Origin of the sequence: Enterobacter sp. RHBSTW-00318, from assembly GCF_014101375.1 — a bacterium.
Lineage (GTDB): Bacteria > Pseudomonadota > Gammaproteobacteria > Enterobacterales > Enterobacteriaceae > Enterobacter > Enterobacter ludwigii.
The window spans coordinates 3,105,978-3,120,676 of record NZ_JABXQH010000001.1 but is presented as its reverse complement, the minus strand read 5'-3'; the positions used below and the strand labels follow the sequence as shown (position 1 = coordinate 3,120,676).

Annotated in this window: 10 protein-coding genes, 1 tRNA gene, 2 rRNA genes and 2 pseudogenes; 4 read left to right on the top strand and 11 right to left on the bottom strand. The window is 53.8% G+C overall.

Translation table 11 applies throughout. The annotated features are described in order from the left end of the window. Positions 1 to 67 precede the first annotated feature (67 nt). Positions 68 to 544, top strand: a pseudogene (locus tag HV157_RS15445) (IS3 family transposase); the annotation flags it as partial. 16 nt (positions 545 to 560) lie between these two features. On the opposite strand, the pseudogene bcsA reads toward HV157_RS15445, so the two are convergent. The 5 genes and pseudogenes from bcsA to HV157_RS15425 form a co-directional block, all read right to left on the bottom strand. Then, positions 561 to 2,435, bottom strand: a pseudogene (gene bcsA / locus HV157_RS15440) (UDP-forming cellulose synthase catalytic subunit); the annotation flags it as partial. Then, entirely contained in the window at positions 2,432 to 3,184 is a 753-nt protein-coding gene (bcsQ, locus tag HV157_RS15435) for a cellulose biosynthesis protein BcsQ (protein WP_025202798.1), read from the bottom strand. The pseudogene bcsA and the gene bcsQ, both read right to left, overlap by 4 nt. Positions 3,185 to 3,195: 11 nt before the next feature. Beyond that, positions 3,196 to 3,384 (bottom strand): cellulose biosynthesis protein BcsR, encoded by a 189-nt coding sequence (bcsR, locus tag HV157_RS15430; protein ID WP_020884481.1) that lies wholly within the window; start codon positions 3,382 to 3,384, stop codon positions 3,196 to 3,198. 70 nt (positions 3,385 to 3,454) lie between these two features. Further along, the gene (locus tag HV157_RS26445) at positions 3,455 to 3,682 is read right to left on the bottom strand and encodes a hypothetical protein (protein ID WP_307729179.1); all 228 of its coding nucleotides are present in this window, start codon (positions 3,680 to 3,682) and stop codon (positions 3,455 to 3,457) included. Continuing rightward, positions 3,664 to 4,644, bottom strand: coding sequence for an IS5-like element ISKpn26 family transposase (locus HV157_RS15425; protein WP_000019445.1), 981 nt, complete (start codon positions 4,642 to 4,644; stop codon positions 3,664 to 3,666). Before HV157_RS15425 ends, HV157_RS26445 begins: the two co-directional genes overlap by 19 nt. A gap of 113 nt (positions 4,645 to 4,757) precedes the next feature. Here HV157_RS15425 and bcsE point away from each other — a divergent pair, with 113 nt between their 5' ends. The 3 genes from bcsE to bcsG are packed head-to-tail and all read left to right on the top strand — an operon-like array spanning position 4,758 to position 8,183. Beyond that, complete coding sequence (bcsE, locus tag HV157_RS15420) at positions 4,758 to 6,320, top strand: cellulose biosynthesis c-di-GMP-binding protein BcsE (protein ID WP_014172094.1); 1,563 nt, start codon at positions 4,758 to 4,760, stop codon at positions 6,318 to 6,320. Next, on the top strand, positions 6,317 to 6,511 hold the full coding sequence (gene bcsF, locus HV157_RS15415; RefSeq protein WP_182268690.1) for a cellulose biosynthesis protein BcsF: 195 nt from the start codon (positions 6,317 to 6,319) through the stop codon (positions 6,509 to 6,511). The genes bcsE and bcsF overlap by 4 nt, the downstream gene beginning before the upstream one ends. Continuing rightward, complete coding sequence (bcsG, locus tag HV157_RS15410; RefSeq protein WP_020884479.1) at positions 6,504 to 8,183, top strand: cellulose biosynthesis protein BcsG; 1,680 nt, start codon at positions 6,504 to 6,506, stop codon at positions 8,181 to 8,183. The genes bcsF and bcsG overlap by 8 nt, the downstream gene beginning before the upstream one ends. Before the next feature lie 45 nt (positions 8,184 to 8,228). On the opposite strand, the gene HV157_RS15405 is transcribed toward bcsG, so the two are convergent. From HV157_RS15405 to HV157_RS15380, 6 genes are all read right to left on the bottom strand, one after another. Further along, entirely contained in the window at positions 8,229 to 9,224 is a 996-nt protein-coding gene (locus HV157_RS15405) for a glycosyl hydrolase family 8 (RefSeq protein ID WP_040018274.1), read from the bottom strand. A 6-nt stretch (positions 9,225 to 9,230) separates the two neighbouring features. Continuing rightward, the gene (birA, locus tag HV157_RS15400) at positions 9,231 to 10,193 is read right to left on the bottom strand and encodes a bifunctional biotin--[acetyl-CoA-carboxylase] ligase/biotin operon repressor BirA (RefSeq protein WP_032680102.1); all 963 of its coding nucleotides are present in this window, start codon (positions 10,191 to 10,193) and stop codon (positions 9,231 to 9,233) included. Then, positions 10,190 to 11,218: a UDP-N-acetylmuramate dehydrogenase gene (gene murB / locus HV157_RS15395; RefSeq protein WP_182268689.1), complete on the bottom strand. Its 1,029-nt coding sequence runs from the start codon at positions 11,216 to 11,218 to the stop codon at positions 10,190 to 10,192. Before murB ends, birA begins: the two co-directional genes overlap by 4 nt. A 134-nt stretch (positions 11,219 to 11,352) precedes the next feature. Then, positions 11,353 to 11,468 (bottom strand): 5S ribosomal RNA (rrf, locus tag HV157_RS15390). 63 nt (positions 11,469 to 11,531) lie between these two features. After that, positions 11,532 to 14,437, bottom strand: a 23S ribosomal RNA gene (locus HV157_RS15385). Positions 14,438 to 14,617: 180 nt separating this feature from the next. Further along, a tRNA-Ala gene (locus tag HV157_RS15380) sits at positions 14,618 to 14,693 on the bottom strand. Between the last annotated feature and the right edge of the window lie 6 nt (positions 14,694 to 14,699).

Below are 14,699 nucleotides of genomic sequence, written 5' to 3'. Positions count from 1 at the left end.
TGCGCTGAAAGGTGCACGTCCGGTTCGGGGAGGAGAGGCAGGGAAATAGTCCGACTACGCCCTGCCTCTTACTCTACTCCGAACCCACGAAGGCTGGCTGTATCTTGCCGTAGTTGTTGACCTGTTCTCGCGCAAAGTTATCGGCTGGTCAATGCAACCGCGGATGACAAAAGATATTGTTTTGAATGCGCTTTTGATGGCCGTGTGGCGACGTAATCCCCAAAAACAGGTTCTGGTTCATTCTGATCAAGGTAGTCAGTACACAAGCCATGAGTGGCAGTCGTTCCTGAAATCACACGGTCTGGAGGGTAGTATGAGCCGTCGTGGTAACTGTCACGACAACGCAGTTGCAGAAAGCTTTTTCCAGCTACTGAAGCGTGAACGGATAAAGAAAAAGATTTACGGAACACGGGAAGAAGCACGCAGCGATATTTTTGATTACATCGAAATGTTTTATAACAGTAAGCGTCGACATGGTTCGAGCGATCAGATGCCACCGACGGAGTATGAAAACCAATATTATCAACGACTCGGAAGTGTCTAGATTATCCGTGGCTATTCAGACCGCCCTTCGCGGTGACGTTGAATTTACCTTTGTGCGGGTTGATCAGCGCCACCATCGTCGGCGGCGCGATGTACCAGGCCAGCACCGTTTCGTAGATTTCACTCCAGAACGAATGGCGGTATTTACCCTGAATCTTCGAGTTCGTCAGGCTCGCGTGAATCATGTGCGGCAGAACGAACAGCGCAATCATCAGCGCAGGCGCGTAGATGATATAGGCGTGAAGAAGCAGGAACGCCAGCGGCGCGGTCAGGAAGATGAGGCGCGGGATACCGGACAGGAAGTGGAACATGGCGTTGACGTAGCACAGACGCTGCGCGAGTTTCAGCCCTTTCCCAATCAGGGGGTTATCGAGACGGAAAATCTGCACCATGCCGCGCGCCCAGCGAATACGCTGGCCGATGTGCGCCGAGAGAGATTCCGTTGCCAGACCCGCGGCCTGCGGAATACGCATATACGCGGAGGTGTAGCCCCGACGGTGCAGGCGCAGCGAGGTATGCGCATCTTCGGTGACCGTTTCGACGGCAATGCCACCGATCTCATCCAGCGGTTTACGACGGATAACCGCACAGGAACCGCAGAAGAAGGTCGCATCCCACATGTCGTTCCCGTCCTGCACCAGGCCATAGAACAGCGTGCCTTCGTTAGGGGTTTTACGGAAACGGCCAAGGTTACGTTCAAACGGATCTGGCGAGAAGAAGTGGTGCGGCGTCTGCATCATCGCCAGCTCTTTCTCCTTCAGGAACCAGCCCATCGTCATCTGCAGGAACGAGCGCGTCGGCACGTGGTCGCAGTCAAAGATTGAGACAAACTCACCTTTGGCATACTTGAGGGCGTTGTTGATGTTCCCGGCCTTTGCGTGTTCATGCGTGGTACGGGCGATGTACTCGACACCCACCTCTTCCGCGAACTGGCGGAACGCCGGGCGGCCGCCGTCATCCAGGACCCAGATTTTGAGTTTATCTTTCGGCCAGTCGATACCCAGCGCGGCGTAAATCGTGTTTTTTACCACGCTCAGGTCTTCGTTGTAGGTCGGCACGAAGAGATCGACAGACGGCCATTGTGACGTGTCTTTTGGCAGCGGAACCGGCTGACGGTTGAGCGGCCAGATGACCTGGAAATACCCCAGCACCAGTACAACCCAGGCGTACGTTTCCGCAAACAGCAGAACCAGACCGCACACCAGGCTGACCGGGTCATCCCAGTTGAGCGTTGAGGTGTAACGCCACCAGATGTAGCGACAGGAGACGGTCAGTGACAGCACAATCAGCATCAGGGCGGAGAAGCGTCCCGGGATACGGCGCACCAGCAATGCCACGCCCCACAGCAGGATCAGGAAGGTGAACTGCGCCAGAGGGTTAAAGGGCTGCGTAATACAGACCAGGGCCAGTATGAGCGAGAAAACGACGATTACGCCGAGTATAAAACGCCGCAAGCCCGGGTGCAGATGCCCGAGCTCTTTATGGTTATCCAGATGGCTGGTCTTGTCACCCACGCGGTCAGGCAAACTGTCCAGCCACTGGTGATAGCGCTCACGTAAATGTTGCACGCGGGAGAAGCTGCGCCAGCGCGGCGCTTTGTTTTCTGAGCGGGACGACGTGGCCACCAGCCAGACAGCCTGAATGATATAACGCGCCGGATCCAACGGTCGCGGGCGGTCGGGATGAATATGCGGATATAACTCACTGTGCTGCGCACGAATGCGCTGCCAGCGCGGGTGTTCGAGGGGAATAAACGTCCAGGCCAGAATCATCCAGAAGCAGCCGAGCGCGGCGCTGAATGCCGAAGCACCGTGTCGGCGAAAATGCCGGTAATGTTCGCTCAGACGCGAACTGACCGGCGGGATGAGTAACCAGCTGGCGAGACGGCTCATACAGAACTCCCTGCAGGCTCTGCCCCTTTGGCAAAGTGCAGCAGACACCAGTTCGCCAGCGTCAGGATCTCTTCTGCCGCCAGGGAATCGCTGCGGTATTCACCGAGTGGCTGTTTGGAGGCCAGGCATTCCGCCATGCCCTCATCACGATGGATAACAATCGGCAGCAGACGGCGCTGGCTTTGCAGCCAAACCTGATACAGGTCGTCCTGGATCTGGCTGCCAATGCGTAAATCATTAATCAGGATATGACCATTTTCAGGCAACCCTTGCTGATGCAGACGGATATGGCAATTCGCGTCGACGTTCACAATCGACAGCACGCGATCGCACTGCGCCATAAGCTGTCGGGTCAGCGTGCCGGCGCCGTGCGGCAGATCCAGAAGGATCCACTTATAATGGCCTTTTTCTTTCAGCTCCTGCAGCGCGACGGTGAACTGGGAAAACAGACGCTGATAGGCAGCTTCATTTTCACGCTCGGTAGTGGTCAATTGGCCAAAGGGCAGTACATCAAGCTGCGAGGTATAACGCATACCCGCATCGCGCCAGTCTTTATCATCAAGCAGCGCGCGAGCCCAACCCTCTGTACGCGTAAAGTCGACATTAAACGACATGCGCAGCAAATTATCGGCACAGGCGTCAATCACCAATACCGATTCACCTAAAAGCTGTAATGACCACGCCAGCGCCGCGGTAACGGATGTTGTACCTACTCCACCACGGACGCCCTGTAATCCTAGTATGGCCATCAATGGCTCCCTTATTGTTGTTGGGCAAATTCAGCTAATAGCGGCCAACGTTTAATAGCCGCGGCCAACTGTTCCCGCTGGGAAATGTCGGTGTAATCTATTTCAGGTAATGAAAACGCCTGCGTCAGCGCCAGAAAGTCGTTCTGGAATGTGTAACCCAGGGTTGAGTCGACTGGGGTGCCGGGTTCGTTATTATCCATTCTATTCCATCCCTTTGAGTAAAATCGCACAATCAGAAGTAGCGAGGCTTCCTGCCCTATCAAATTTCATTTACATGCTAAATCTGATGTTCTTTAATTTCAATGTTAGGTTTATTTCTACGCTTTCGCTAGGGAAGGTGCGAATAAGCAGGTCATTTCTTCCCAAGCTGACTCGCTGATTAAAATTTCGCGGATCTGGGCCGATTTTTTTCCCGCAAACACATCGAATCAGCCTATTTAGGCTATTTTTTCCACCATTTCTGGCGTTATTTCCGGTTTTTACTGAGATCTCTCCCACTGACGTATCATTTGGTCCACCCGAAACAGGTTGGCCAGGGTGAATAACATCGCCAGTTGGTTATCGTTTTTCAGCAGCCCCTTGTATCTGGCTTTCACGAAGCCGAACTGCCGCTTGATGATGCGAAACGGGTGCTCCACCCTGGCACGGATGCTGGCTTTCATGTATTCGATGTTGATGGCCGTTTTGTTCTTGCGCGGATGCTGCTTCAAGGTTTTTACCTTGCCGGGACGCTCGGCGATCAGCCAGTCCACATCCACCTCGGCCAGCTCCTCGCGCTGTGGCGCTCCTTGGTAGCCGGCATCGGCTGAGACAAATTGCTCCTCTCCATGAAGCAGATTACCCAGCTGATTGAGGTCATGCTCGTTGGCCGCGGTGGTGACCAGGCTGTGGGTCAGGCCACTCTTGGCATCGACACCAATGTGGGCCTTCATGCCAAAGTGCCACTGATTGCCTTTCTTGGTCTGATGCATCTCCGGATCGCGTTGCTGCTCTTTGTTCTTGGTAGAGCTGGGTGCCTCAATGATGGTGGCATCCACCAAAGTGCCTTGGGTCATCATGACGCCTGCTTCGGCCAGCCAGCGATTGATGGTCTTGAACAATTGACGGGCCAGTTGATGCTGCTCGAGCAGGTGGCGGAAATTCATGATGGTGGTGCGATCCGGCAGGGCGCTATCCAGGGATAATCGGGCAAACAGGCGCATGGAGGCGATTTCGTACAGGGCATCTTCCATGGCACCGTCGCTCAGGTTGTACCAATGCTGCATGCAGTGAATACGCAGCATGGTCTCCAGCGGATAGGGCCGTCGGCCATTGCCCGCCTTGGGATAAAACGGCTCGATGACAGCGGTCATATTCTGCCATGGCAGAATCTGCTCCATGCGGGAGAGGAAAATCTCTTTTCGGGTCTGACGGCGCTTAGTGCTGAATTCACTATCGGCGAAGGTGAGTTGATGGCTCATGATGTCCCTCTGGGATGCGCTCCGGATGAATATGATGATCTCATATCAGGAACTTGTTCGCACCTTCCCTAGTAAACTGAGATACAGAGAAATTAAACGAAAAGAGGGACACCGTGGACTCCATATTTTCTATTGGCATCCAGTCATTATGGGACGAATTGAGCCACATGCCAGTCGGAGGAGTCTGGTGGATTAATACGGATCGTAATGAAGATGCTATCAGTCTGGTAAACAAGACAATTGCCGCTCAGGGCAAGGATTCCCGCGTGGCCGTCGTGAGCATGGGCGAAGAGCCAAAGAAAATTATCACCCTTGAAAACGATCGCGGTCCGCAGACGGTGCGATTATTTTCCATGCCTGCGGAGGCCGATAGTCTATACTTTTTGTCCCGCGACATTCAGTGCTCTATTGATCCGGATCACTATCTGGTGATTCTGAAATGCTCAAATAACGCCCTGCAAAATATCCCTGCTGAAAAACTACTGCCCTGGCTGGAAAAAATCAATAAATGGGCAAAATTTCAAAATTGCACGCTATTGATAGTCAATCCTGGCAGTAATAATGACAAACTGTTTTCCCTTTTAATGGGCGAATATCGCTCCCTGTTTGGTCTGGCGAGTCTTCGGAACCAGGCAGACAGCTATCTCTACGATATTGCGTTCTGGTGTAATGAAAAAGGCGTAAGCGCCAGACAACAGCTCACCCTTAAACATATTGAGGGCGAATGGCACCTGGCGCAGCAGGAAGAAACCGTGGTGCAACCGCGCAGCGATGAAAAACGAATCCTGAGCCATATTGCCGTTTTAGAAGGGGCACCTGCGCTCTCGGAAAATTGGTCGTTGTTTGATTCTAACGAAGCGCTTTTTAATGAAGCTCGCACAACTCAGGCGGCAACCATTGTTTTTTCGCTCATGCAAAATAACCAGATTGAAACGCTGGCGCGACAGATCCACACCTTACGTCGCCAGCGCGGAAGCGCCTTAAAAATAGTGGTGCGCGAAAATAACACCAGCCTTCGCGCCACGGATGAGCGCCTGCTTCTGGGCTGCGGTGCCAATATGGTGATTCCGTGGAATGCGCCGTTATCACGCTGCCTGACGCTTCTCGAAAGCGTTCAGGGTCAGCAGTTCAACCGTCACGTACCGGAAGATATCTCCACCCTGCTCTCCATGACGCAGCCGATGAAGCTGCGTGGATACCAGAAATGGGATACCTTCTGCGACGCCGTCGGCAACATGATGAGCAACACGCTGCTTCCTGCAGACGGGAAAGGGGTGATGGTTGCCCTGCGCCCGGTACCGGGTATCCGCGTTGAACAGGCGCTCACGTTATGCCGTCCGAACCGCACAGGAGACATCATGACCATCGGCGACAACCGCCTGGTGCTGTTCTTGTCCTTCTGCCGGATAAACGATCTTGATACCGCCCTTAACCATATCTTCCCGCTGCCAACCGGGGATATTTTCTCGAACCGTATGATCTGGTTCGAAGATAATTCTATCAGTGCAGAGCTGGTGCAGATGCGCGCCCTCGAACCTGAACAATGGGCGAAACCGCTCAGCGTGAAGAGCGATGCCAAACCGATTCTCAACGCCCGACATGACGGACACGTCTGGCGGCGAATACCGGAACCCCTTCGCCTGTTAACTGAGAATGGGGAGAACGCACCATCATGAATATCAGCGATATCATTCAACTGGTCGTATTCTCTGCGCTGATCTTTTTCCCGCTTGGCTACTATGCACGCCATTCCATACGCCGTATCCGCGATACGGCCAGAGTGCTGTTTGTAAAACCTCGCTATGTAAAACCAGCCGGAACACTGACACGGGCATCACACGTCAAGGCAGACCGAAAACATGACTAATTCTACCTATACCGCTTCGTCACCATCGCCGCTCTGGCAATACTGGCGCGGCCTTTCCGGCTGGAACTTCTACTTTCTGGTGAAGTTTGGTCTGCTGTGGGCAGGCTATCTGAATTTCCATCCCCTGCTCAACCTGGTGTTTATGGCTTTCCTGCTGATGCCTTTGCCCAATATCAGGCTGCATCGCTTGCGTCACTGGATTGCTATCCCTGTCGGCTTTGCTCTGTTCTGGCATGACACCTGGCTGCCGGGACCGGACAGCATTATGAGTCAGGGTTCGCAGGTGGCAGGGTTTAGCGCCAGCTATGTCCTTGACCTGACCGAGCGCTTTATTAACTGGCAAATGATAGGTGCCGTCTTTGTGCTGCTGGTGGCCTGGCTGTTCCTGTCACAATGGATCCGCGTCACGGTATTTGTCGTCGCCATTATGATCTGGCTGAACGTGCTGACGCTTGCGGGTCCAGACTTCTCCCTGTGGCCCGCGGGTCAACCCACGACCACGGTGACCACTACCGGGGGAAGTGCAGCGGCAACCGTCACGACGGCAGGTGATACGCCTGTGGTCGGCGATATCCCGACGCAGACTGCACCGCCGACGTCCACTAACCTGAACGCCTGGCTCTCCAGCTTCTATACCGCGGAAGATAAACGTCAGACCAAATTCCCGGAAGCCCTGCCGGCGGATGCTCAGCCGTTTGAGCTGCTGGTGATCAACATCTGTTCCCTCTCCTGGGCTGACGTCGATGCCGCGGGTTTGATGTCTCACCCGCTGTGGTCCCATTTCGATATCCAGTTTAAAGACTTTAACTCTGCCACCTCGTACAGCGGCCCGGCAGCAATTCGCCTGCTTCGCGCAAGCTGCGGTCAGACATCGCATAAGAACCTGTATCAACCCGCCGGCAACCAGTGTTATCTGTTCGATAACCTCTCAAAACTGGGCTTCACGCAGCATCTGATGCTGGGACATAACGGCCAGTTCGGTAACTTCCTGAAAGAGGTGCGCGAACAGGGTGGTATGCAGGCACAGCTGATGGATCAAACCGGACTGCCGGTCACTCTGCTGGGCTTTGACGGTTCACCTGTTTATGACGATACCGCCGTGCTGCAACGCTGGCTGAAGACCATCGAAAAAGACAGTAATCCGCGCAGTGCAACGTTCTACAACACGCTGCCGCTTCACGATGGTAACCACTTCCCTGGCGTGAGCAAAACGGCAGATTATAAAGTTCGTGCGCAGAAATTCTTCGATGAACTGGACGCGTTCTTTACGGAGCTGGATAAATCGGGCCGTAAAGTGATGGTGGTTGTGGTACCTGAACACGGCGCCGCGCTGAAAGGCGACAGAATGCAGGTGTCAGGTCTGCGTGATATCCCTAGCCCGTCTATTACCAACGTACCGGCAGGCATTAAATTCTTTGGTATGAAGGCACCTCATCAGGGCGCACCGATTGAGATCGCTCAGCCAACCAGCTATCTGGCCATTTCAGAACTGGTTGCCCGCGCGGTTGACGGCAAACTGTTTGTGGAAGACAGCGTGAACTGGGATCAACTCACCAGTAACCTGCCGCAAACTGCCGAAGTCTCTGAGAACGCGAACGCGGTCGTGATTCAGTATCAGAACAAACCGTACGTTCGACTGAACGGTGGAGACTGGGTACCTTATCCGCAGTAAACCGCATTTCCCTCTCCCCCCAGGGGAGAGGGCTCACCCGTTCCGTTATGGCTGTTCAGCAAGCCATACAAGCATTTTCAGGCTTGCGGAGTAGTAATCATCCTTTGCAGTGATCTCGGGTTCTCCGGATGGCTGTCCCATCGTTAAATCACGTACCGCCAGCAGCCCCCCTTCCATCATGTAAGGCGCATATTCATTGGTCGTCACGTTTACCCATGCGGGAGTTTGTTCGCGGGGGAACTGACCGAACCAGGCTCGCCACGGCGTTAACAGTGGGCTCTTCTTATCAGACCAGGCCAGGTAAAGTGGAATGCGGATCGCGTCGTAGCTCATCCGTGGCGGCCAGGCTTTGGCCGGGGACAGCGTGCCCGTAGAGCCCAGCGAGACCCAGTCCGTGGGAAGTCTGGCTTTACCCGATCCCATTTTTGCCAGCAAGCGATGGCCATCCTGAATCAACTTGCCCCAGACCGGCGAATGGCTGCGACTGGCAAAGGCCTGCCAGGCCGGGAAGACGAAATAAGAGGGGTTAAGCACGATCTCACCGTCGAGGGTAAACCCCTGGACGCCGGGCAGCATCACGCGGTAACCCGCATAACGGGTCACGGTGTGGCTAATGAGTGCTTTCGTTATCGCATCCGATGCGGCGCTGTACTGTTTGTCATGCCAGCGCGTATCCGCTTTCAACAGCGCCCAGGCAATCAGGACATCGCCATCGGCGGCGTTATTTTTGTCAGCAATCGGGTTGGACTCGGCAGGGTTATAACGCCAGTAAAACAGACCATTTTCTTTGTTCTTCAGCGTACTGTCAGTCCATTTCCAGAGCTTATCGAACGTGGTTTTATCGTCGTTAGCCACCGCCATCAGCATGGCGAAGCCCTGGCCTTCAGTATGCGAAACATTGCCGTTGCCGGTATCGACAATCCGCCCTTCCGGCGTAAAGAAGCGTGCTTTGTAACTCTCCCAGGCCTGGCCCGCCTGAGAGAGGGGGGAGAACAGTAAACTCATCATGACGGCCAGAGCGGCGCATGCGGGTTTTCGCATAATGGGTTATTCCGCGCTGCGCAGTGAAATCTCACCGCCCACCCAGGGTTTGATCACGCCATCCTGCTCCAGGAGCAACGCGCCCTGTGCGTCGATGCCGCGGGAAATACCGTAGATCTCTTTATCACCAATCAGCAATTTCACCGGACGGTTAATAAAGTTATCCAGCTTTTCCCAACGGGACAGGAAGGATGCCAGCCCCTCTTGTTCAAAGAGCGAAAGCGAACTGCGTAATTCTTTTATCATACGCACGGCAAGGGTGTTGCGATCGATGGTGATCCCCGCTTCCTGCAGGTTGGTCCACGCCTGATTCACCACGTCATTTTGTACATTGCGCATCACCATATTGAGGCCTGCACCAATGACAATTTGCGCCGCGTCGCCTGTTTTACCCGTTAATTCAACGAGAATACCGGCAAGTTTACGATCGTTCAGATAAAGGTCGTTTGGCCATTTCACCCGCACCTTATCAGCGCCCAGATCGTGCAGCACTTCCGCCATCACAATCCCGATGACCAGGCTCAGGCCAACAGCAGCAGCGGGACCCTGCTCCAGACGCCAGTACATGGAGAGATAGAGGTTGGCACCAAATGGCGAAAACCACTTGCGGCCTCGACGGCCACGCCCGGCCTGCTGGTACTCGGCTACACAGGCATCCCCGGAGGATAATTCGCTGAGTCGATCCATAAGGTACTGGTTGGTCGAATCGATCACCGGCAAGACCGCAACATTGCCATGCTCTACCTGGCTGCGGATCAGCTCTTCATTCAGCAGCTGAATCGGCTCCGGCAAGCTGTAGCCTTTTCCGGGTACCGTAAAGACATCGACACCCCAGTCGCGGAGGGTCTGGATATGCTTGTTAATGGCGGCACGGCTCATGCCCAGGTGTTCACCCAGTTGCTCGCCGGAATGGAATTCACCGTCGGCAAGAATGCTTATCAGGGTTAAAGGGATAGTATTGTCCTTCACGCGATAACCTCCACGGCATTCACTTCACCCGTACGGCCAATGAAGCGGACCTCTGGCTCCAGCCAGACGTTAAATTTTTCGCCCACTTGCTGACGGACGTGATGGGCCAACTGGACAACATCCTCGCTGGTCGCATCGTTTTGATTAATCAGCACCAGAGCCTGCTGGCGATGAACGGCCGCACCGCCCACGGAGGTGCCTTTTAACTGGCATTGATCGATAAGCCAGCCCGCGGCCAGCTTCACGCTACCATCCGCCTGTGGGTAATGGGGCGCGGCAGGCCAACCTGCAAGAAACGCTTGTGCGTTTTCGCTGCTGATAACCGGGTTTTTGAAGAAACTTCCCGCATTTCCATTCACTTTAGGATCAGGAAGTTTGGTCGTGCGCATATGGCACACCGAGTCAAAAACATCACGGGCAGTCGCCGTTTCGGGATCGAGACGCGTTAAATCACCGTAGGTCAGCACCGGCTGCCAGTTTTTTGACAGACGCAGGCCTACGGCGACAATCACGTAGCGATCCTGATATTCATGCTTGAAAATACTGTCACGGTAGCCAAAACGGCACTGTTCAGCGGTTAAACGCTGAGCCGCGCCGGTCGCCAGCTCAATACAATCGACGTATTCACAAACGTGTTTCAGTTCGATGCCATAGGCACCGATATTTTGAATGGGGGATGATCCGGCGCAGCCAGGGATAAGGGCAAGGTTTTCCAGTCCTGGCATCCCTTTGTCCAGGGTGTATTGCACCAGATGATGCCAGTTTTCACCGGCGCCAACGTGCAGATGCCAGCTATCGGCGCGCTCTTCCACATCAATTCCCATGATGCGGTTAACGATCACCGTTCCCGCAAAATCATCGAGAAACAGGACATTACTTCCTTCGCCCAGAATCAGTACAGGTTCGTCTTGTTCTGTTGCGCTTTGCCAGGCATCCAGCAGCTGCTGTGCAGTATCGGCACGTACAATTTTATTAGCATTACGTTGAATGCCAAAGGTATTCCAGGGCTTAAGGGAGTGATTCATAGACGCTATCCTGAGACAAAAACCGGGATAGTTTACCGTATATACGGGGGGATAGGTGATTAGTTTAGAGAAACGAGGAAGGGATAAAAACGCAAAAAGGCCATCCTTTCGGATGGCCTCTTCACTTATTTGATGCCTGGCAGTTCCCTACTCTCGCATGGGGAGACCCCACACTACCATCGGCGCTACGGCGTTTCACTTCTGAGTTCGGCATGGGGTCAGGTGGGACCACCGCGCTAAAGCCGCCAGGCAAATTCTGTAATCTGTATCAGCTGAAAATCGTCTCTCATCGCCAAAACATCTTCGGCGTTGTAAGGTTAAGCCTCACGGTTCATTAGTATCGGTTAGCTCAACGCATCGCTGCGCTTACACACCCGACCTATCAACGTCGTAGTCTTCAACGTTCCTTCAGGAGACTTAAAGTCTCAGGGAGAACTCATCTCGGGGCAAGTTTCGTGCTTAGATGCTTTCAGCACTTATCTCTTCCGCATTTAGCTACCGGGCAGTGCCATTGGCATGACAACCCGAACACCAGTGATGCGTCCACTCCGGTCCTCTCGTACTAGGAGCAGCCCCCCTCAATTCTCCAGCGCCCACGGCAGATAGGGACCGAACTGTCTCACGACGTTCTAAACCCAGCTCGCGTACCACTTTAAATGGCGAACAGCCATACCCTTGGGACCTACTTCAGCCCCAGGATGTGATGAGCCGACATCGAGGTGCCAAACACCGCCGTCGATATGAACTCTTGGGCGGTATCAGCCTGTTATCCCCGGAGTACCTTTTATCCGTTGAGCGATGGCCCTTCCATTCAGAACCACCGGATCACTATGACCTGCTTTCGCACCTGCTCGAGCCGTCACTCTCGCAGTCAAGCTAGCTTATGCCATTGCACTAACCTCCTGATGTCCGACCAGGATTAGCTAACCTTCGTGCTCCTCCGTTACTCTTTGGGAGGAGACCGCCCCAGTCAAACTACCCACCAGACACTGTCCGCAACCCGGATTACGGGTCTACGTTAGAACACCAGCCATTAAAGGGTGGTATTTCAAGGTTGGCTCCACGCAGACTGGCGTCCACGCTTCAAAGCCTCCCACCTATCCTACACATCAAGGACCAGTGTTCAGTGTCAAGCTATAGTAAAGGTTCACGGGGTCTTTCCGTCTTGCCGCGGGTACACTGCATCTTCACAGCGAGTTCAATTTCACTGAGTCTCGGGTGGAGACAGCCTGGCCATCATTACGCCATTCGTGCAGGTCGGAACTTACCCGACAAGGAATTTCGCTACCTTAGGACCGTTATAGTTACGGCCGCCGTTTACCGGGGCTTCGATCAAGAGCTTCGCGTTACCGCTAACCCCATCAATTAACCTTCCGGCACCGGGCAGGCGTCACACCGTATACGTCCACTTTCGTGTTTGCACAGTGCTGTGTTTTTAATAAACAGTTGCAGCCAGCTGGTATCTTCGACTGATTTCAGCTCCACCCGCAGGGGCTTCACCTACATATCAGCGTGCCTTCTCCCGAAGTTACGGCACCATTTTGCCTAGTTCCTTCACCCGAGTTCTCTCAAGCGCCTTGGTATTCTCTACCTGACCACCTGTGTCGGTTTGGGGTACGATTTGATGTTACCTGATGCTTAGAGGCTTTTCCTGGAAGCAGGGCATTTGTTACTTCAGCACCGTAGTGCCTCGTCATCACACCTCAGCGTTAACAAGGAACCGGATTTACCTGGAACCTCCGCCTACATGCTTAAACCGGGACAACCGTCGCCCGGCTAACATAGCCTTCTCCGTCCCCCCTTCGCAGTAACACCAAGTACAGGAATATTAACCTGTTTCCCATCGACTACGCCTTTCGGCCTCGCCTTAGGGGTCGACTCACCCTGCCCCGATTAACGTTGGACAGGAACCCTTGGTCTTCCGGCGAGCGGGCTTTTCACCCGCTTTATCGTTACTTATGTCAGCATTCGCACTTCTGATACCTCCAGCACCCCTCACAGGACACCTTCAACGGCTTACAGAACGCTCCCCTACCCAACAACACATAGTGTCGCTGCCGCAGCTTCGGTGCATGGTTTAGCCCCGTTACATCTTCCGCGCAGGCCGACTCGACCAGTGAGCTATTACGCTTTCTTTAAATGATGGCTGCTTCTAAGCCAACATCCTGGCTGTCTGTGCCTTCCCACATCGTTTCCCACTTAACCATGACTTTGGGACCTTAGCTGGCGGTCTGGGTTGTTTCCCTCTTCACGACGGACGTTAGCACCCGCCGTGTGTCTCCCGTGATAACATTCTTCGGTATTCGTAGTTTGCATCGGGTTGGTAAGCCGGGATGGCCCCCTAGCCGAAACAGTGCTCTACCCCCGAAGATGAGTTCACGAGGCGCTACCTAAATAGCTTTCGGGGAGAACCAGCTATCTCCCGGTTTGATTGGCCTTTCACCCCCAGCCACAAGTCATCCGCTAATTTTTCAACATTAGTCGGTTCGGTCCTCCAGTTAGTGTTACCCAACCTTCAACCTGCCCATGGCTAGATCACCGGGTTTCGGGTCTATACCCTGCAACTTAACGCCCAGTTAAGACTCGGTTTCCCTTCGGCTCCCCTATACGGTTAACCTTGCTACAGAATATAAGTCGCTGACCCATTATACAAAAGGTACGCAGTCACCCCATAAAAGAGGCTCCCACTGCTTGTACGTACACGGTTTCAGGTTCTTTTTCACTCCCCTCGCCGGGGTTCTTTTCGCCTTTCCCTCACGGTACTGGTTCACTATCGGTCAGTCAGGAGTATTTAGCCTTGGAGGATGGTCCCCCCATATTCAGACAGGATACCACGTGTCCCGCCCTACTCTTCGAGTTCACAGCCTGTGTGCTTTCGTGTACGGGACTGTCACCCTGTACCGTGCGACTTTCCAGACGCTTCCACTAACACACAAGCTGATTCAGACTCTGGGCTGCTCCCCGTTCGCTCGCCGCTACTGGGGGAATCTCGGTTGATTTCTTTTCCTCGGGGTACTTAGATGTTTCAGTTCCCCCGGTTCGCCTCGTTAACCTATGTATTCAGTTAACGATAGTGTGTCGGAACACACTGGGTTTCCCCATTCGGACATCGCCGGGTCAAAGGTTCATATCACCTCGCCGGCGCTTTTCGCAGATTAGCACGTCCTTCATCGCCTCTGACTGCCAGGGCATCCACCGTGTACGCTTAGTCGCTTAACCTCACAACCCGAAGATGTTTCTTTCGATTCATCACCGGTTTGCGAAAATTTGAGAGACTCGAACACACATAACATGTGTGTCGTTTCAATTTTCAGCTTGATCCAGATTTTTAAAGAGCAAAACTTCGCAGTGCACCTTTTCAGGTTCACTCTGAAGTTTTCTTGTTTTCGCAGTAAAAGATGGTGGAGCTATGCGGGATCGAACCGCAGACCTCCTGCGTGCAAAGCAGGCGCTCTCCCAGCTGAGCTATAGCCCCATCGTA

What these genes read in the sequence shown, in the direction of transcription:
- bcsQ (WP_025202798.1), bottom strand. Translation starts at nt 3,184, where the DNA reads ATGGCCATACTAGGATTACAGGGCGTCCGTGGTGGAGTAGGTACAACA.
- bcsR (WP_020884481.1), bottom strand. Translation starts at nt 3,384, where the DNA reads ATGGATAATAACGAACCCGGCACCCCAGTCGACTCAACCCTGGGTTAC.
- HV157_RS15425 (WP_000019445.1), bottom strand. Translation starts at nt 4,644, where the DNA reads ATGAGCCATCAACTCACCTTCGCCGATAGTGAATTCAGCACTAAGCGC.
- bcsF (WP_182268690.1), top strand. Translation starts at nt 6,317, where the DNA reads ATGAATATCAGCGATATCATTCAACTGGTCGTATTCTCTGCGCTGATC.
- bcsG (WP_020884479.1), top strand. Translation starts at nt 6,504, where the DNA reads ATGACTAATTCTACCTATACCGCTTCGTCACCATCGCCGCTCTGGCAA.
- HV157_RS15405 (WP_040018274.1), bottom strand. Translation starts at nt 9,224, where the DNA reads ATGCGAAAACCCGCATGCGCCGCTCTGGCCGTCATGATGAGTTTACTG.
- murB (WP_182268689.1), bottom strand. Translation starts at nt 11,218, where the DNA reads ATGAATCACTCCCTTAAGCCCTGGAATACCTTTGGCATTCAACGTAAT.